Genomic DNA, 17,758 nt, shown 5'->3' on the forward strand with positions numbered 1-17,758 from the left:
AGGAGCCCAGCGCGAGACGGTACCCGTACGGGTGAAAAGATCGTCTTCGACGGGGGTTCCTGAACCCCGTCCGAGTGGACGGAATCGGTTCAGCTCGAGCATCACGGTCGGGTCCCTGCGCTGGTCTCGCATCGGTCTCTTGGTTCGGCCTAGCCCACCGGCGCGGCGACTGTGCACGGCCAGGGAGTGGTCTCTACGGGGAAGCTTCTCTCAGGAAAAGCACAGCGTGCCCTGGTAAACCGAACTGGGTCTTCTTGATCGGCCATCCAGGCACTCTCTCTCACTACATCGGAGGTTGATACCTCCCCGCAGGTGCAGAGGGTAGCGAACGGCAGGGGAAGATGTAACCCTCCCGACAGCACCCACTGGATGTTGCACAGCGTTCGCTCAGTCGACGCACAGCTGGTGATCTCTTTTTCCGGAACTGGCCCCTACGCTGGGTAAACCGCTACGGCGAGTGGAGCAGTGGGTCTAGACCAGAGGCCGGGAGAGTGACACGTACCACTCGCTTGTGTATTTCTCCCACCCGTTGTGAGCAGGCTGTCACCTTCTCTACAGTGGCCGCGTGGCTCCGGGCAATGGGTCACACACTTCCAGCGGACTTCGTCCACCATCCGTCACACTTCGACCAAGGAGCAGGCCTTGCTTGGAAACGCCAGGAGCAGGGGCCGGGTCCACACTCGCCGCGCCGCGCTCGGGCTCGCCCTCACCGCCGCCGCCGTCACAGCCGTCAGCGGCTGCAGCGCGCTCGGCTCGGACGACTCGAACGCCTCGTCGACCGGGGGCGGCCTGGAGAAATCCAAGATCAAGGTTTCCATCATGCCGACGACGGACCTCGGCCCGTTCTGGCTCGCCCAGGACGGCGGCTACTTCAAGGCCGAGGGCCTCGACGTCGAATCGGTGGTCGCGGCCAGCGGCCAGGCTTCGATGACCAAGTCGATTTCCGGTGAGGTCGACATCTCCCTCTCGACCTACACCCCGTTCTTCATCGCGAAGAGCAGTGGTGCGGCCGACATGCAGCTCGTCGCGGACGGCTCCTCGGTGAACGCCAAGAGCAACGCCATCGTCACCGTCCCGAACTCGCCGGTGAAGACGGTCAACGACCTCGCCGGCAGGCGCATCGCCATCACCGCCAAGAACACCGCGTCGGACCTGCTGACCAAGTCCGTGATGAAGGACCACGGCGTGCCGTCGGACAAGGTCAACTGGGTCATGCTCCCGCTGCCGAACATCGCCGCCGCGCTGGCGGCGGGCCAGGTCGACGCCGCCTACCTCCCGGAGCCGTTCATCACCCAGGCCGCCAAGAACGTCGGCGCGACCCCGGTGATCGACATCAACACCGGCGCCAGCCAGGACTTCCCCCTGACCGGCTACGGCGCGACGAAGAAGTGGGTCCAGACGAACCCCAAGACCCTGGCCGCCTTCCAGCGCGCGATGCAGAAGGCCACCCGCGATGCGATCAACGACCGCGCGAAGGTCGAGCCGCTGCTGGTCAAGTACGCGAAGATCGACCAGGACACGGCGAAGCTGCTGACCATCCCCGGGTACGGGTCGCTGCTGGACGCGCGTCGCATGCAGCGGGTCCCCGACCTGCTGCTGCAGCTGGGCGCCATCACGACGCCCGTCGAAGCGGCGCCGATGATCGCCCCCCAGGCGACCGCCAGCTGACGTCGTGACCAAACTGCTCCGCAACCTGATCGGCCTGGCCGGCTTCCTCGTGCTCTGGGAGGTCGTCGTCCAGGTCGGCGTGGTCAGCAAGACGTTCATCCCGCCGCCCAGCGTCGTCCTCGTCACCGTCGGGGAACTGCTCGGCGATCCCTCCTTCCTCCGCGACGTGGTCGCGACGATGCTGGCCTGGCTGATCGCCCTGCTGATCGCCGTGGCCGTCGGGGTGCCGGCCGGGCTGCTGCTCGGCAGCATCCCGGTGCTGCGCAACGCCACCGCCGCGATCGTCGAGTTCCTCCGCCCGATCCCGGTCGCCGCGCTCATCCCGCTGGTGCTGCTGGTGATCGGGTCCGGGCCCGAGGCGAAGATCACCCTCGCGGTGTACGCGTCGCTGTGGCCGATCATGTTCAACACGATCTACGGGTTCAGCGAGGTCGACCCGGTGCTGATGGAGACCGCGCGCGCGTGCGGGACCAGCCGGTTCCGGATCCTCTCTTCGGTCGCCTTGCCGAACACCGCGCCGTTCGTCTTCACCGGCATCCGGCTCTCGGCGACCATCGCGCTGATCGCCGTGGTCAGCACCGAGTTCCTGGCCGGCTCCGAAGTCGGCCTCGGCAACTTCATCCTGGTCGCGAGCACCGGTTCGACCCGGTTCGACCTGGTGCTGGCGGGTACCGTGGTGGCCGGGGTGCTCGGCTTCCTGATCAACGAGGGCCTCGAACAGATCGGCAAGCGGCTGTTCCGGTGGAGCACGGTGGACCGGGAGGCGATCGCATGACCGCGGCAACTCTGACCGCACGTTCCGGCCGGGTCGGCCGGCGCGCCGCGCGCGGCGCCGCGACGGTGGTGCGCAACTGGCTGCTCTTCGCGGTCCTCGTGGTGCTCTGGGAGTTCGCCGCCCGCGCGGGCGCGAGCAAGTTCTTCCCACCGCCGTCGGAGATCGCGACCGCGGCGGCGAAGCTGTGGTTCACCGGGCCCGCGTCGCAGCTCTTCCTCACCGACGCGGTGTACGACAACGTGTTCCCCAGCCTCGGCCGGATGCTCAGCGGCTGGGCGCTGGCCGCGGTGTTCGGCATCGCCCTGGGAGTGCTGGTCGGCCGGTCCGAAAAGGCGCTGGACTACGTCGGCCCGCTGTTCGCGTTCTTCCGCTCGATCCCGCCGCCCACGCTGATCCCGGTGTTCGCGGTGCTGTTCGGGCTGAGCACGGGCATGCAGACCGGGTCGATCATCTTCGGCGCGATCTGGCCGGTGCTGCTCAACGCGGTCGACGGCGTCCGCTCGGTCGACCAGGTCAAGGTGGAGACCGCACGGTCGTTCCGCACGCCCAAGCGGTACTGGATCACGATGGTGGTGCTGCCCGCGGCGGCGCCGAAGATCTTCGCCGGGCTGCGGGTCAGCCTGTCCATCTCGTTGCTCCTGATGGTGATCTCCGAGCTGGTCGGCGCCTACAACGGCATCGGCCGGTCGCTGATGAACGCCCAGCAGGACTTCGACTTCCCGACCATGTGGTCGTGGCTGGTGCTGCTCGGCATCCTCGGCTACGTCTTCAACACGATCTTCCTGGCCGCGGAACGGCGGGTGCTGGCCTGGCAGCCGACCCGCCTCGGCCGCGACTGACGCTGGAAAGGCCCTCTCCCATGACAACCATGCTCGAAGTCTCCGGCGTCAGTCACACCTACGGCTCCGGCGCCAAGGCGCACACCGCGGTGAACGACCTCACGTTCACCGTCGAAGCCGGGCAGCTGGCCAGCATCGTCGGCCCGTCCGGCTGCGGCAAGTCGACGTTGCTGCGGTGCATCGCCGGCCTGACCCCGTCCACCGCGGGCACGGTCAGCCTGCACGGCGACCGCGTCACCGGTGTGCCGGACGACCTCGCCGTCGTGTTCCAGGACTACAGCCGTTCGCTGTTCCCCTGGCTCTCGGTGCAGAAGAACGTCGAGTTCCCGCTGCGGTGGCGGTCCATCACGCGCGCAGAGCGGCGGGCGCGGGCGGCCGAGGCGCTCGAGCAGGTGGGGCTCTCCGGCGTCGGCGGGAAGTACCCGTGGCAGCTGTCCGGCGGTATGCAGCAGCGGGTGTCGATCGCCCGGGCGCTGGCCAGCCGGCCGTCGCTGCTGCTGATGGACGAGCCGTTCGCGTCCGTCGACGCCCAGACCCGGTTCGAGCTCGAGGACCTCACCCGGCGGGTGCAGCGCGAGCAGGGCAGCACGATCCTGGTCGTCACGCACGACATCGACGAGAGCGTCTACCTGTCCGACCGGGTGCTGGTGCTCTCGAAGTCGCCGGCGTCGATCGTGGCGGACCTCAAGGTCGGGCTGCCCGCCGACCGCGACCAGATCACGACGCGCGAGTCGGCGGAGTTCGTGTCGCTGCGCGGTGAAGTGGCCCGGCTGCTCCACGGCGGCACCCCGTCGGACGCCGTCGCGGCCGCGTCCGACGCCGCGGAGTGGGACCTGGCCGAGCGGGCCAAGGATGTGACGAAGAGCCGGACCGGGAGCTGACCCAGCTGCAGGGGGGATCGACGCGGCCACCGCTTCGCGCACCGGGCTGCTGACTTTGAAGTCCACTTTGGACGTCAAGCAGCTGGATGGTGGTGCGCTAGCGGTCCGCGGAGTCCGGGTAGACGACGTGTTCGTCGGTGTGCCGGTCGAACAGCCGCCACTGCTCGACACTATGACCCCCGCACGCCGGGAAGACCTCGATCACGAGAGGGCCGTCGAGGTGCACCGACAACGTCCCGGCGGGCCCGAGGGACGCCGACTCGACGAAGCATTCGTGCTCCGTGACCATCCCGGTCAGCTGCCGGGCCTGGCGGTCGAACTTGGTCCGGTACTCGTCGAACGCCGTCTCGGCGTCCCCGGTGTCCCGGTAGCTCATGTCGACCGAGCCGAACAGGATCTGCTCGCGGTGCCGCACCCGGAACGGGCACTGCGCGTGGAGCCGCTTTTCGACGTCCGCACCCTGGATGCCCACGATGGCGATGTTCAGCGTCCGGCTGAATTCGGTGACCCGGCACCCGGCCAGCAGGGCCACCGCCGCCGTGAGCTCTTCGGTTGTCGACAAATCGCTCAGTAGAGCTTCGTGTCCGCCGGGGCGACCCGGATGTGGACCAGGGTCGGGCGGTGGTCGGCGAGGGCCGCGGTGAGGCCGGGGACCAGGGCCGACGGCTCGCTGATCGTGACGCCCTGGCAGCCCATGCTCGCCGCCAGGCCGGCGAAGTTGATGCCGCCCAGTTCGGTGCCCGGGAGCTTCGCGCCGCCGATCGCGTCGCCGAGGATGCGGACCGCCGCGTACTCGGAGTTGTCCATGATCAGGATCGTCACCGGGAGCTCCTGGCGCGCGGCCGTCCAAAGGGCCTGGATGCCGTACATGCTCGAGCCGTCACCGATCAAGCCGATCACCTTGCGGTCCGGACGGGCGAGCGCCGCGCCGACCACACCCGGGACGCCGTAGCCGAGCGAGCCGCTGGCCATCGTCAGGAAGCCCATGTCGGTTGCGGTGATCGGCAGGTGGTCGTGCAGGACCCCGCGGTGGCTGGGTGTCTCTTCGACGACCAAAGCGTTGCCGGGCATCAGTTCCGAGAGTGTCGAGAAGACGAAGTCGGCAGTGAGCGCCGCCCCGCTCGGCTTCCCGGGACGCGTGATCGGCGCCGGCGCGGGCCGCGTGGTGCGGTCGACCGCGTTCAGCAGCGCGCGGACGCCGAGCTTCGGCGTCGCGCGGATGCCGGTGCCCTCGAAGGCACGCGCGAGGATCTGCTCGTCGTCACTGATGATGAACAGCGGCGGCAGCGGAGCTTCGCCGCGCCCGCGTTCGACGTGGTAGGTGAAGGCGGGCGCCCCGATCACCACAACGAGGTCGTACGCCGCGAGCTTGTCCGAGACGGCGCCGCGTTCGGGGTCGAGGAAACCCTGGAACAGCGGGTGGTCCTCGGGGAACGAGCAGCGGAACGACATCGGCGCGACCCACACCCCGGCGTTGACCCGCTCGGCGAGCGCGACGGTCTCCACCACCGCGGCGTCCTGGTCGACGGCTCCCCCGACGACGATCGCCGGCCGTTCGGCGGCTTCGAGTGCGGCGGCGAGCTCGGTGACGGCCTCGGGATCCGGCGCGAAACCGCGGATCCGCGGCCGGGAGACGATCGGGCGTTCGGTCGTGACGGTCCAGTCGTCGGCCGGCACGGACACAAAAACCGGACCGGACGGCGCCTGCGTCGCGACGTGGTAAGCCCGGGCCAGCGCGGCCGGGACGTCCTCGGCCGTGGCCGGTTCGATCGCCCACTTCACGTACGGCTTCGGGAACTGCGGGGCGTCCACCGCGCCGAGGAACGGATCGTGCGGCAGCAGCGCACGGTTCTGCTGCCCGGCGACGACGATCAGCGGCGTCCGGTTCCGGTAGGCGGTGAAGAGGCTGCCGAGGCCGTGCCCGACCCCGCCCGCGGAGTGCAGGTTGACCAGGACGGCCTGCCGCGTCGCCTGCGAGTAGGCGTCGGCCATCGCCACGACGACGGATTCCTGCAGGCCCAGGACGTAGTCGAAGTCGTCCGGCCAGTCGGTCAGGAACGGGACCTCGGTGGTGCCGGGGTTGCCGAACACCGTGGTGAGGCCGAGCTCGCGGAGGAGCTCGCGGGTGGCGTCCAGGACCGTGCGCTTGATCATCCCTTCAGGCTAACGCTTTGCCTGGTGAAGGAAAGCCCTCCAAGCGGCCGCACTGAAGACGATCGTGCCGCCCTCGCGGTCCTTGGTGTCCCGAACGTGCGACACGGGACCCGGCGCCACCTCGACGCAGTTGGTCTCATCGGTGTAGCTCGACGTGCGCCACTCGCGCATGTTCACTCCAGTCCGGCGATCACCCCCTGGATGAGTGCGAGCGACTCCTGCTCACCCAGCGCCAGGTCCGACAGGGTTTCCGTGGCCGCCCGGAAGGCGGCGACGTGGTCTCCATCGTAGACATGGGCGCTGCCGCGGAGGTGCTCGATGTGGACCACCGAAGGAAGGTGAGCGAAGTCGAAGACCACGAAGTGGCCGAACAGCCCCGAGTGGTAGCCGGCATCCGCGGGCACCACGCGGATGCTGCTGGTGCGCGGCTGCGCCGCGCGCACCAGCAGCCGCCACTGCTCGGCCATCACAGCGGGTTCGGCGATGGGCCGGTGGAGAGCTTCTTCGCCGAGGAAGAGCTTGAGCACCAGCGGATCGCGGCGGGTGAGCACCTCTCGCCGCCGCAGGCGGATCGCCACCTCCTGCTCGACCATCCGCGGCGGCAGCCGGTGGGACTCGAGGATGGCTTCGGCATAACCGGGCACCTGCAGGAGGCCCGGCACCACGAACGGCTCCCAGTCGACCATCTCCGTCGCCGTGCGCTCGTACTCGACATACGTCGACAAAGCCGGTGAAACTCCCGGCATCGTGCGCTCCAGCCAGTTCGGCTCCTTCGCGTACTCCGCCAGCTCCAGCAACCGCGCCCGCTCCACCGGCTCCACCCGCATCGCCCCGAGCAGCAGCCCCACCTGCTCCACCTTCGGCACCCGCGTCCCGCTCTCCCAGTGCGACAGCACCTGCGGCGCCACGTCCACGAGCCGCGCCAGTTCGCGCAGGCCCAGCTCGCGCGCCAGCCTCGCCGCGCGGAGGCCGAAGCCCAGCGCGCGGGACCGCGGTGTCGCCACTCGTGTTGACATGGGCACATTCTGTCACCGGGCACCAACAAAAACGGGACGCCGGGGCCGTCACAGATCCGCGACAGCCCCGGCGCCCCGAAAACGAACTCAGCCGATCAGGCCCGACAAGCCGCTGCCCTTGAAGGAGCCCCAGCCGGTCACCTGGTCGTACCCCGTCCCGGCGGTGAAGCCGGTGGTGCCGTGCAGGGTGTTGTTGCCCGTGGTCACGTCGTGGAAGCCCGTGCCGTACGAAGACCCGTTGCCGATCGAGTAGAACGTCGGGTTCAGGTTGCCGAGCCCACCACCGTGGACCTGGTTCTGCAGCGTCGCGAACGCCGCCCACAGCGGGGCCGCGCCCGACGTGCCCCAGACCGTCTCCCACGAACCCGCCGTGTAGATGTAGTAACCCGAGCCGCTGGCCGCGTCCGCGGAAACGTCCGGCACCTTGCGGTAGGTCGTGCTCTGCGAGGACTGCCACGACGGCGCCGTGAACACCGTCGAGATGCCGCCGCCGGTGGAGCCGTTGGACGCGCCGTCGTTCCACGCCTTCTCGCTGCTGTAGGCGTTCGACGAGGTGACCGTCAGCTGGGTGCCGCCGACCCCCGTCACGTTCGGGCTGGACGCCGGGAAGTCGACGGCCTTCGCGGTCGAGCCGGTCTGGCGGTAGCAGTCGGTCGTGCCGTCGTCGCCCGCGGCGGCGAAGTACGAGATGCCCTCCGCGGTGCCGGTCGCGATCGCGTTGCTGACGCTCTTAGCCGCGCTCGACCCTTCCGCGGATTCGCAGGCGCCCCAAGAGATCGAGACGACGTTGACCGTGTGGTCCGACGCGATCTTCTGGTACATCGCCAGCTCACCGGCGCTGCTGTTCGGCGCCTCGTACACGTAGTCGTTGGCCTTCGCCGCGAGCGCGTGCACGACCTCGATGTCGAGCTCGACCTCGATCTGGCCGTCACCCGGCGAGGAGTCGTAGTTCGCGCCGCTGACCGGGACCGTCGTGACCGTGCCCGCCGAGAGGCCGTACGTGCTGTCGTACTGGGTGATGTTGGACTTCTGGTACCCGTCGAACTCGACGAAGCCGACCTTCACGCCGCTGCCGGTCGCCGAGAGACCGCTGGTGCCGTAAGCGGTCTTGAGCACCGGCGGGGTCACCGCCTTGACGACGTTCGGCTTGGCGGCGGCCACGGACGAGTGCGTCCGCACGGCGTGGTCGTCGAGGCCGACGACGTTCGCCACCACCCCCGAGACGTCCGAGGGCACGGCCGGCGCGGCGTCGTTGGCGAAGAAGTCGCGGCCGGAAACCTTGTCATGATATGTCCCGATCCGGGTGCGGAACGCCGATTCCAGCTGCGCCGCCGACCCGGTGAACGTGATGGCCTGCCGGTTGCCGGAAACCTCGATCCCCGTCGCGCCCGCCTTCTCGAGGAATGAGACGGCCTTGTCGACGTCGGCCTGGGCGGGGCCGAACTCGGCCGTGAACTGCGCCGGCGTCAAGAAGTGGTGGTATTGCGGCGAAGCCGGGTTCTGGACGTCGGCGAGGAACTTTTCCAGCGCCTGCTGGTTGTGCAGTTTCAGCGAGAGCGCCGCGGTGATCTGCCGGCCGGCCGCGACGTCGCCGGTGCGGTCGCTGTTGACCAGTGGCGCGGCGCTGTCGGCCAGGGTGACCAGGGGTTCCGAGGCCGCGGCGGCAGGGACGGCCACGGCGAGGCCGAGCAACGCAGGCAGCGGCACGGCGGCCGCGACGAGCTTGCGCAAGCGCATGGGAAATTTCCTCTCGGCGGTGGGGACCGGACCTGCGCGGAATGCTCACCGCAGGCTGTGCGAGAAGCATAAGAAACCGCTATCGCGCCGAGGAACCTACTTTTGTCTGCCCTTTCGCGGTTCCCATTTTCGTTTTCCGGGAGGTTTACCATTCCATGGCACAACGATTATTGTCCGTATTGCCGGTTGTCAGCGGGACAGGTCGTCGACGCGGTCGACGATTTCACGGGCGCGCGAGTCACCGGAATACCGGCGGGCAGCGGCCGTCAGCGTCCGCAGGCGCTGCCGGGTCCGGGGTGAGCGCAGCGCGGCGGCCACCTCGATCGCGTCCCGGCCGACCTCGCCGGCGACGTCGAGATCGCCGTCCAGCGCGTGCACCGTGGCCAGCCAGATCACCGTCAGGGACCGGCTGCGGGTCATGTCCGGCCCGTAGCCCGCGATCGCGTCGGTGAGGGCCTGGATCCCGTCGCGGCCGTGCCGGACGTCGACCACCTGGGCCAGCTCGCCGTGCACGGTGCCGATCATCGCGGCCAGGTCGGTGGGTCCGAAGAAGGCGGCCCAGGGCGACGGCTCGGTCCCTTCGGCGGCCGCGAACTCCGCGCGCGCCCGGTGCAGGCAGCTCAGCGCGCCCGCGACGTCGGCCTTCTTGGCGCACGCCCACGCCTGGTTGGCCGACAGGATCGACAGGGCGAGCTTGCAGTGCGCCAGCAGCGCCGCTTCCCGGCCCCGCGAGAACTCCGTCACCGCCGCGTCGACCGCGCCGTAGTGCAGCCGCAGCCGGCCGACGCGGTAGTGGATGTTGGCCTGGAGGTCGTCGTTGCCGGCTTCGACGGCGAGCTCCAGCGCCCGCGCGAACGCCTCCAGCGCGGCTTCGGGACGGTCTTCGTCGAAACTCGTCCAGCCGGCGAGGTTGTACAGGTCGGCCACCGCGGTGCAGAGCCGCGTCAGGACGGCGTCCCGCATCGTGCCGCTCAGCAGGTCGACGGCGGCCGGCAGGCGCGCCTCGATCGTTTCGCTGCAGGCCCCGCCGCCGTAGCGGTAGTCCCGGGCCCGGAGTTCGGCGACGGCGTACTCGATCCGCCGCACGTCGACGAGACCGACCCGTGCGCCGCGCACGTCGTCCCGCCCGTCACTGCCGGTCATGGCAGCCCTCCATCCGTAGAGAGCCGCCGGCTCGGGCAGCTCCCGCTCATTCCCCTCCCGGCCAGGCCGGAGCCCGGTCCTTCGAGGGACTGGCACCGGGCCACACCCCGGTGGCGGTCAGCACCACGCCGGTGGCGGTTTCCGCGATCTTGACGGCGGCCAGGAGGCCGGTGAGGGCGAGCGAGCCGCCGAGCCCCAGGCGGGCGAACTCGTCTTCGGAGGTTTCGGGGCCGCGTTGCCGCGGTAGCGCACCGGTCACGATTCCGCCTTCCGGGTTGTTCCGGACGTACTCGAACGATACCCGCGAGGAATCAATCGCTCCCGGGCGAAAGAAATCCACCGAACGGTAAGATTCTTCGTTTCCTGCTGCCCTCGCAGCGAGTCCGTCTTGAACTGAATACGCGCGCTCACAGCGCCGCCTCCTGCACATTTCGAACTAGGGTGACACCGGGGTCCGAGGTGCCGAGATTCGCCGGGCCTGCCACGCGGGGCGGCGCCGAACTTTCTCCACGATAACCAGCGGATGTCCGCCCTTCAGCCGCCAACCAGGTCAAATCGGCACGGCTCGCGCGTGCAGCCGCACGCGCAGTGACAGCTCGGCCCCTGCACGGGACGAATGCAATTTCACCGCACGGAACACGATTACCCGGGACCGAAAAACATCGGCGGAAATCGTTTCATCCCGCCGATGTTCCGGGGGTTCAGCAGTTCGATCAGGATTTGACGAGTTCCACCCAGGTGCGCACCGTTTCCGCATCGACCGGCGACGACCAGCCGCCCGGCCGGACCGCGCTCCCGACATGGAACCCGCGCACCCCGCCCGCGCGCAAGAGGTGCACCTGCTGCGCGCGGAGCCCGCCGCCGACGAGCAGCTCCGGCCCGCTCTCACGCTGCGCGAGCCGTTGCAGCACCGAAAGACCACTGGCTACGCCGTTCGGGTGCCCGGCCGCGAGCACGGTGTCACAGCCGAGCTCGGCGAGCTGGTCGTACGCGCGCAGCGGGTCGCGGGTGCGGTCGATGGCGCGGTGGAACGTCCAGGACAGGTCGCCGACCTCCTTGATCAGCGCTTCGCACGCGTCCAGGTCGATCTCGCTGTCGATGTTGAGGAAGCCGAAGACGAACTCGCGCGCGCCCGCGTCGATCAGCCGGGCGGTGTCCGCGCGCAGCCCCTCGAGGTCGCCGATCGCGAAGGAACCGTTGTCCCGCAACATGACCCGCACCGGGAGGTCGGTCGCCGAAAGCACGTCACGCAGCGTCTCCACCGACGGGGTCAGGCCGTCCTGAGCCATGTCCGCAACCAGTTCGAGGCGGTCGGCCCCACCCGCTTGCGCGCCTTCGGCGTCCACCGCGTCCAGCGCGATCACTTCCAGCAGGGGCGTCTTCGAGCTCATGCCTCATCCGTTTCACTGGTTCCGGGTGTCGTCTCCCCTCGCGTGCCGCCCTCGCCGGAAGCCGCCTTGAAGGCTTGTCATCCGCTCGCGCACCGCTTCCGGGGAAAGAGAGAGTATCGGCCGCTGCTCCGGCACCGCTCCGGGGCTCGCCGCCGCATCGGCGGGCTGCAGGAACGGCCAGGTGTCCTCGGCGCCGTCCTCCTGCTCCAGCTCGGCCGGGGTCGGCCACTGGTAGTCGGGCTCGATCGCGGCGGGCGGTGCAACCGGCGGGAACTGCGGATCGGTGTCCTCGTCGTCCGGGTTCGGCTCGGCCTGCTCCGGCGCGACGGCGGGCAGCGGCGGTGGCGGAGGCGGCGGGGGCGGCGGGGGCGGCGGCGAAGAGAGGGCGTGCCGCGGCTCGGGCGGCGCCGGACGTGGTTCCGCCGCGGCCGGCGGCAGCTCTTCGGCGACCGGGCGCGGTTCCGGCGCCCGTCGCGGCTGCTCGGGTGCCGCGGAGGCGTCGAACCAGCGCGACAGGACGTCGCGGTAGGCGGGCATCCGCTCGGTCGGGGCGTCGAAGTCCAGGTGCGAGTCGTCGTCCGCGGTCGGCCACTCCGGGTTGTGGTCGCGGGCCACCACCGGGGCCCGGCGCGGCGGGCCGGCCTCGATCGACGGCGGGGACAGCTCTTCCGGCTCCGGCTCGGGTTCCGGCTCCGGCGGGGTGAGCGGGGCCAGCGGCGCCAGCAGTTCGGGTTCCTCGGCGGCGGCCGGTTCGGCCGGCGGGGGCGGCGCCGGCATCGGCGGCAGCTCGACGATCAGCGCGGTCGGCACCAGCACGGTCGCGACCAGCCCGCTGTCCCGGCCCGAACTCAGGCTGACGTCGATGTGGTGGCGCTTGGCCAGCGTCGCCACCACGAACAGGCCCATCCGGCGCGAGACCTCGACGTCGACGTCCGGCGGGTTCGCCAGCCGCAGGTTGGTGCGGTTGATCTCGGCCTGCGGCATGCCGGCGCCGTGGTCGATGATCTCGATCTGCCAGTCGCCGTCGTGGGTTTCGGCGCTCGCGACGGTGACCGGCGAGTTTCCGGAGTAGCGCGTCGCGTTCTCCAGCAGCTCCGAAACGACGTGCACCAGGTCGTTGACGGCGCCCCCGCGGACCGCGACCTGCGGCGCCGGGCCGAGCTCGATGCGCTGGTAGTGCTCGACCTCCGAGAGCGCGGCGCCGATGATCTCGTCGGCCGAGACGGCGCCGGCGTCCTCGCGCGCCGAGTCCTGGCCGGACAGGACCAGCAGGTTCTCGCTGTTGCGCCGCATCCGCGTCGCGAGGTGGTCGAGCTCGAACAGCCCGGAGAGGGTGTCCGGGTCCTGCTCGTCGGCCTCCATCCGGTCGAGCACCGACAGCTGCCGCTCGACGAGGTCCTGGCTCCGCTGCGAGAGGTTGACGAACATCGCGTTGACGTTCTCTCGCAGCATCGCCTGTTCGCCGGCGAGCCGGACCGCTTCGCCGTGGACCGCGTCGAACGCGCGGGCCACCTGGCCGAGCTCTTCGCGGGTGAACACCGGCACCGGCGCGACGGCGAGCCGCTTCCGCAGGTTCTCCGGCGCGGGCTCGGGGTCGGTGAGCAGGCCCTGGACCGCCGCGGGCAGCCGGTGCTCGGCCACCTCCAGCGCGGTCCGGCGCAGGATCCGCAAGGGGCGCAACAGGGACCGCGCGATCACGACCGACAGCACCCCGGCGACGAGCAGGACGGCGAGCACCACACCGCCGTCCCAGATCGCGGCCGTCCGTGCTTGCGCCGCAAGGGTGTCCGTGCGTTCCTGCAACTGGACCAGCAGCGCTTCCTGCACCTGGTGGGCGAGGTTCACCGTGTGGGTCGCCGAGGTGTCCCACTGGTTCGGGTCGAGGCCCGAGAGGTTCTGGTTGTTCTCGGTGCGGGTGAGCGCGGATTCGACCATGTCGTTGCCGATGTCGACGACCAGGCCGATCACCGTGTCGTCGAACATCCGCTGCTGGTCGGGTGTCGCGAAGGTGCGGTAGTCGTTGCGCGCGGCGGCCAGCTCGGCCTCCGCGCCGAGCAGCGCGCGCGTCCGGTCGCGGTTGAGGGTGCCCGCGGCGAGCGCCTCGGCCATCACCGCCCGCTTGACCGACATCTGGTCCTTGATCCGGGCCAGCGCGTTGCCCGCCAGGCGCAGCCGCGCGAGCTCCGGGTCGGAGACGTCGGCGGCGGCCGAGTCGCTGATGTCGAGCAGCCCGGAGATCAGCTCGCTGTAGGAGCGCAGGACGGCGTCGGCGGGGAACGCCGAATGCTCCGCGGAGAACCGGAGGCCGCCGAGCACGCGCAGCCGGTCGTCGGTCTGCTGCAGGCTTTCCGCGGCCTTGGCGTCGAGGCGGGGCTTGCTGTCGGCGAGGGTCCGCTCGAACGTCCCGATCGCCTGGTCGACGCGTTTGCGCTGGCCGGCGAGGTCGGCGGTGTCACCCTGGCGGTTCTGCGCGACGAACCGCACGGTGAGGTCGCGCTCGCGCTGCAGCTCGTGCAAGGCTTCGGCCACCGTGTTGTCGACGCGGCCGCGCGTGGCGAACTCCGCGAGCTGCCGGGCGTCACGCAGGTCCGAGCTGATCCTCAGGCCGACGAGCGCGATGACGGCGAGCGCGGGGATCAGGAGGACGGCGAAGAGCTTGGTGCCGAGGCGCCAGTTCCGCAGCCGCCAGCGGCCGCCGGCCGGACGTGGATCCGCCGCGTCGCCGCCCTTGCGGGGACGCTTGTCACGACGGGTCACCTGGTTTCCTTTTCCACCGCGGGAGGAACCCGCGGACCTACCGACATCTCGAACCTACTGAACGGTAGCCCGCCCCATGCAGATCCGAAAGCCGTGCTGGCGCGAGACGGCCCTGCCCGCGATCGTATGGGGCGCGGACCATACGATCCAGCACGAGAACCAGATTCTCGCGGTAGGTGAAGGTTCATGATCAGACGCGGACGGACGATTCCGCTGGTGGCGGCGCTTCTGGCGACCGCCGGGTGCAGTGTGTTCTCTTCCGGCACACCGGCCCCGCCGCCGGCATTGGAACGGACCACTCTGCGCGTCGGTGTGGGAAATGCCATCGACACGGCCCCGCTCCGCATCGCCGTCGCGGCCGGGAAGTTCGGCTCCGCCGGCCTGAACGTCCAGCTCGTGGAACTCGGCGGCGACGACGGTCTGGCCAAGCTGACCAGTGGCGACCTCGACGTCACCTTCGCCTCCGACATCGCGATGTTCCGCGCCGCGGCCGGCGGGACGGCGTTGCAGCTGCAGGGCGAGGCCTACACGTCCGGCCCCAACACCATGGCGCTGGTCACACTGCCCGGCTCCGACTACACCGAGCTGACGGCGAAGAAGGCGCCCGAGATCGCGGTCAACATGCTCGACGACGTCGGCGCACTCGCCGCGCGTTCGGTGCTGGGCACCGCGGGCGTGGACGTCACGAAGATCAAGTTCAAGGCGGTCGGGTTCGACCAGATGCCGCAAACGCTGCAGGCAGGCGACGCGGACACGGCGCTGATGATCGAGCCGTACATCACCCGCGCCGAGAAGGACCTCGGCGCCCACATCCTCGCCGACGGCGCCCGCGGCTCGACCCTCGACTTCCCGCTGTCCGGCTACGCGTCGGCCAAGCCGTTCGCCCAGGGCAACCCCCGCACGCTGGCGGCGTTCCGCAAGGCACTGGGCACGGCCCAGCAGAGCGCCACCGACCCGGCCATCGTGCGCGACGCGCTCCCGACGTTCTCCGACATCGACACGACCACGGCGTCCCTGATCTCGCTGGGCTCGTACCCGGCGTCGCTCAACGGCATCCGGCTGCAGCGGGTCGCGGACCTGATGCACAACTCGGGACAGCTGGCGAACCGCCTGGACGTCCAGTCCCTGCTGCCCGACCAGAACAGCTACTGACTTCTTCCGGCTGGTCCCGAGCGCCCCAAGGCCACATTGGTTGCGTCTGACGCACCGAAGGCCGCCTTGGGTGCGTCAGACGCAACGAAGGCCACATTGGGGCGCTCGTCGCCATCCCGACTCGAGCCCTTATTGACTTTCGCCAAACTTGCACTTGGTCTACTTTTGCACTCAGTCTACTTGAGGAGTGCGTGATGACCGACGTCCTGATCACCGGAGCCGGCCCCACCGGGCTGCTGCTCGCCGCCGAACTCGCCCTCGCCGGCGTCGAGGTGACCGTCCTCGAACGGCGGGACGGCCCCGGGCTGCCACGGCCCGTCGGACTCCAGCCGCGCACCGCCGAACTCCTCGAACTACGCGGCCTCCACCCTGCCGACCAGGAGCTCGGCGGCCCGAGCGGGCACTTCGCCGGGCTGCCGGTGCCGCTCGACCACAGCGTCTGGCGGACCCGCCACCCACGTGTCATCAACCGCACGCAGGACGACGTCGAGGCGATGCTCGCCGAACACGCGGTCAAGCACGGCGCCGTGATCAAACGCGGCCACGAGGTGACCGCCGTCGAGGCCGGCGCGGACGGCGTCACGGTCGACGGGCTCCGGGCGCGCTGGCTGGTGGCCTGCGACGGCGCGCACAGCACCGTCCGGCAGTTGCTCGGGGTGCCGTTCCCCGGCCGCACCGAGACCTACGTCGCCACGCTCGCGCACATCCGGCTCGACGCCGCGTCGGAGCTGGTCCCGGCCCGCGCCGCGCACTTCAGCGAAGTCACCCGGCAGGCCAACGGCCACTGGTCGATGCTCACCCCGCTCGGCGACGGCGGTCACCGGTTCGTCTTCGGCTCCACGACGACGCAGCCCGGCCGCGACGCGCCCGTGTCGGACACCGAAGTGACCGAAGCGCTGACAGCCCTGTACGGCCCCGAGACGCGTCTGGGCGAGTTGTACGGCGCTTCGCGGTTCAACGACGCCACACGGCAGCTGGAGCGGTACCGGCACGGCCGTGTGCTGTTCGCGGGCGACGCCGCGCACATCCACTCGCCGCTCGGCGGGCAGGGGCTCAACCTGGGTGTCCAGGACGCGATGAACCTCGGCTGGAAACTGGCGGCGACCGTCCGCGGCAGCGCGCCGGACGGTCTGCTCGACAGCTACCACGCCGAACGCCACCCGGCCGCCGAACGGGTGCTGCGGCACACCGCGGCGCAGCGCGTGTTCACGACGCCGAACCGCAGCGAGAACGTCGAGGCGCTGCGCGAGATCGTCGTCGACCTGATGCGGCTGCCGGACGCCAACCTCTACTTCAGCGGGCTGCTGTCCGGCCTCGGCCTGAGCTACCCGGGCGCGCACCGGGTCCCGGACCTCGACCTGACGACGGCGGCCGGCCCGACGCGGCTTTACGCGCTGCTGCACGGCGGCCGCGGGCTGCTCCTCGACCTCGGCGACCACCCCGAGCCGGCCGGCCTCACCGGGCAGGTCGACTTCGTGCGCGCGGCCACCGACGACGGCGAGCACCGCGGCCGGCTGCTCCTGATCCGGCCGGACGGGTACGCCGTCGACCCCGCCGGCCTGGGCCGGTGGTTCGGCTAGATGTTCTCGCCCGGTGGCGCGAGGCAGACGGTGCGACGCGGCGGGCCCGAGTAGGTGAAGACCTTCTCGGCCTCGCCGCAGGCGTCTTCGCCGCCGAGCCCCGAGAGGACCTCGGCGCGTTCCTCGGCCGCCGGGTCGGTGCAGCTGACCTTGCCGATCGTGGCCTCGTCGTCGACGTTGCGCAGGCAGTCGCCGGTGTCGACGTTCAGCGCCAGGCAGAGCGTCCGGTCCGAGGCGGAGCCGGTGCCGCTGATCTGGAACCGCACGTAGTCGCCGGAGCCGCACCGGAAGGACCCGCGGTAGCTGTCGTCGACCTTGTACGTCGCGGTGTCGTAGCTGCAGCCGACGCGGTGGTAGGCCAGCTTGCCGCCGCCTTCGCGCGTCAGGTACAGGCAGTCGCCGTCGGACGGCGGGCCGTTGCTCCCGATCCAGTAGATGCCCATCGCGCCCAGCGCGCCCAGGCCCAGCGCGGCGACGACGCACGCGACCAGCGTGATCCGCACCTTCACGGTGAACCAGTGCGGGATCGGCGCCTGCCCCGGCGCCGCCGGCATCGGCGCGCCCGGCATCGGCGCGCCCGGCATCGGTGTCGGCGCCGACGGCGTCGCGTAGTCCGGCGTCCGGAACGGGTTGTCGTCGGTCACATGCCCTCCAGTGATCCCCTC

General features: G+C 70.4%; 16 protein-coding genes. 6 read left to right on the top strand and 10 right to left on the bottom strand.

The features are described 5' to 3' along the window. Positions 1 to 642: 642 nt before the first annotated feature. Genes ACIA5G_RS04595 through ACIA5G_RS04610 form a run of 4 tightly spaced genes read left to right on the top strand, consistent with a single transcriptional unit; the run spans position 643 to position 4,163 of the window. Positions 643 to 1,668, top strand: a complete 1,026-nt coding sequence (locus tag ACIA5G_RS04595; protein ID WP_395920816.1) for an ABC transporter substrate-binding protein — start codon at positions 643 to 645, stop codon at positions 1,666 to 1,668. Between the two features lie 4 nt (positions 1,669 to 1,672). Continuing rightward, positions 1,673 to 2,443, top strand: coding sequence for an ABC transporter permease (locus tag ACIA5G_RS04600; protein WP_395920817.1), 771 nt, complete (start codon positions 1,673 to 1,675; stop codon positions 2,441 to 2,443). Continuing rightward, entirely contained in the window at positions 2,440 to 3,282 is an 843-nt protein-coding gene (locus ACIA5G_RS04605; RefSeq protein WP_395920818.1) for an ABC transporter permease, read from the top strand. The genes ACIA5G_RS04600 and ACIA5G_RS04605 overlap by 4 nt, the downstream gene beginning before the upstream one ends. A gap of 20 nt (positions 3,283 to 3,302) precedes the next feature. Then, the gene (locus tag ACIA5G_RS04610) at positions 3,303 to 4,163 is read left to right on the top strand and encodes an ABC transporter ATP-binding protein (RefSeq protein ID WP_395920819.1); all 861 of its coding nucleotides are present in this window, start codon (positions 3,303 to 3,305) and stop codon (positions 4,161 to 4,163) included. Between the two features lie 97 nt (positions 4,164 to 4,260). Here the strand turns inward: ACIA5G_RS04610 and ACIA5G_RS04615 are convergent, their stop codons facing one another. The 9 genes from ACIA5G_RS04615 to ACIA5G_RS04655 all read right to left on the bottom strand — a co-directional run bounded on the left by ACIA5G_RS04615 (position 4,261) and on the right by ACIA5G_RS04655 (position 14,361). Beyond that, the gene (locus ACIA5G_RS04615) at positions 4,261 to 4,725 is read right to left on the bottom strand and encodes a hypothetical protein (protein WP_395920820.1); all 465 of its coding nucleotides are present in this window, start codon (positions 4,723 to 4,725) and stop codon (positions 4,261 to 4,263) included. A gap of 5 nt (positions 4,726 to 4,730) precedes the next feature. After that, a complete protein-coding gene (gene mdlC / locus ACIA5G_RS04620; protein WP_395920821.1) occupies positions 4,731 to 6,317 on the bottom strand; it encodes a benzoylformate decarboxylase in 1,587 nt (528 codons plus the stop codon). Between the two features lie 9 nt (positions 6,318 to 6,326). After that, a complete protein-coding gene (locus ACIA5G_RS04625) occupies positions 6,327 to 6,488 on the bottom strand; it encodes a DUF397 domain-containing protein (protein ID WP_395920822.1) in 162 nt (53 codons plus the stop codon). A gap of 2 nt (positions 6,489 to 6,490) precedes the next feature. After that, positions 6,491 to 7,333 carry a helix-turn-helix transcriptional regulator gene (locus tag ACIA5G_RS04630; protein ID WP_395920823.1) on the bottom strand — a complete coding sequence of 281 codons (843 nt, stop codon included), beginning with the start codon at positions 7,331 to 7,333 and terminating at the stop codon, positions 6,491 to 6,493. Positions 7,334 to 7,420: 87 nt separating this feature from the next. After that, a complete protein-coding gene (locus ACIA5G_RS04635; RefSeq protein WP_395920824.1) occupies positions 7,421 to 9,070 on the bottom strand; it encodes a protease pro-enzyme activation domain-containing protein in 1,650 nt (549 codons plus the stop codon). 189 nt (positions 9,071 to 9,259) lie between these two features. Then, positions 9,260 to 10,213 carry a hypothetical protein gene (locus tag ACIA5G_RS04640; protein WP_395920825.1) on the bottom strand — a complete coding sequence of 318 codons (954 nt, stop codon included), beginning with the start codon at positions 10,211 to 10,213 and terminating at the stop codon, positions 9,260 to 9,262. 46 nt (positions 10,214 to 10,259) lie between these two features. Continuing rightward, entirely contained in the window at positions 10,260 to 10,472 is a 213-nt protein-coding gene (locus ACIA5G_RS04645) for a hypothetical protein (RefSeq protein ID WP_395920826.1), read from the bottom strand. A 454-nt stretch (positions 10,473 to 10,926) separates the two neighbouring features. Beyond that, complete coding sequence (locus ACIA5G_RS04650; protein ID WP_395920827.1) at positions 10,927 to 11,604, bottom strand: copper homeostasis protein CutC; 678 nt, start codon at positions 11,602 to 11,604, stop codon at positions 10,927 to 10,929. A gap of 12 nt (positions 11,605 to 11,616) precedes the next feature. Continuing rightward, the gene (locus tag ACIA5G_RS04655; RefSeq protein WP_395920828.1) at positions 11,617 to 14,361 is read right to left on the bottom strand and encodes a nitrate- and nitrite sensing domain-containing protein; all 2,745 of its coding nucleotides are present in this window, start codon (positions 14,359 to 14,361) and stop codon (positions 11,617 to 11,619) included. A 186-nt stretch (positions 14,362 to 14,547) separates the two neighbouring features. Here ACIA5G_RS04655 and ACIA5G_RS04660 point away from each other — a divergent pair, with 186 nt between their 5' ends. Further along, positions 14,548 to 15,513 carry an ABC transporter substrate-binding protein gene (locus ACIA5G_RS04660; protein ID WP_395920829.1) on the top strand — a complete coding sequence of 322 codons (966 nt, stop codon included), beginning with the start codon at positions 14,548 to 14,550 and terminating at the stop codon, positions 15,511 to 15,513. A 194-nt stretch (positions 15,514 to 15,707) separates the two neighbouring features. Continuing rightward, positions 15,708 to 17,093 carry an FAD-dependent oxidoreductase gene (locus ACIA5G_RS04665; protein ID WP_395920830.1) on the top strand — a complete coding sequence of 462 codons (1,386 nt, stop codon included), beginning with the start codon at positions 15,708 to 15,710 and terminating at the stop codon, positions 17,091 to 17,093. On the opposite strand, the gene ACIA5G_RS04670 is transcribed toward ACIA5G_RS04665, so the two are convergent. Then, entirely contained in the window at positions 17,090 to 17,737 is a 648-nt protein-coding gene (locus tag ACIA5G_RS04670; RefSeq protein WP_395920831.1) for a hypothetical protein, read from the bottom strand. The genes ACIA5G_RS04665 and ACIA5G_RS04670 overlap by 4 nt on opposite strands. Positions 17,738 to 17,758: the final 21 nt, after the last annotated feature.

It is taken from the genome of Amycolatopsis sp. NPDC051758, assembly GCF_044453095.1.
Classification (GTDB): domain Bacteria; phylum Actinomycetota; class Actinomycetes; order Mycobacteriales; family Pseudonocardiaceae; genus Amycolatopsis.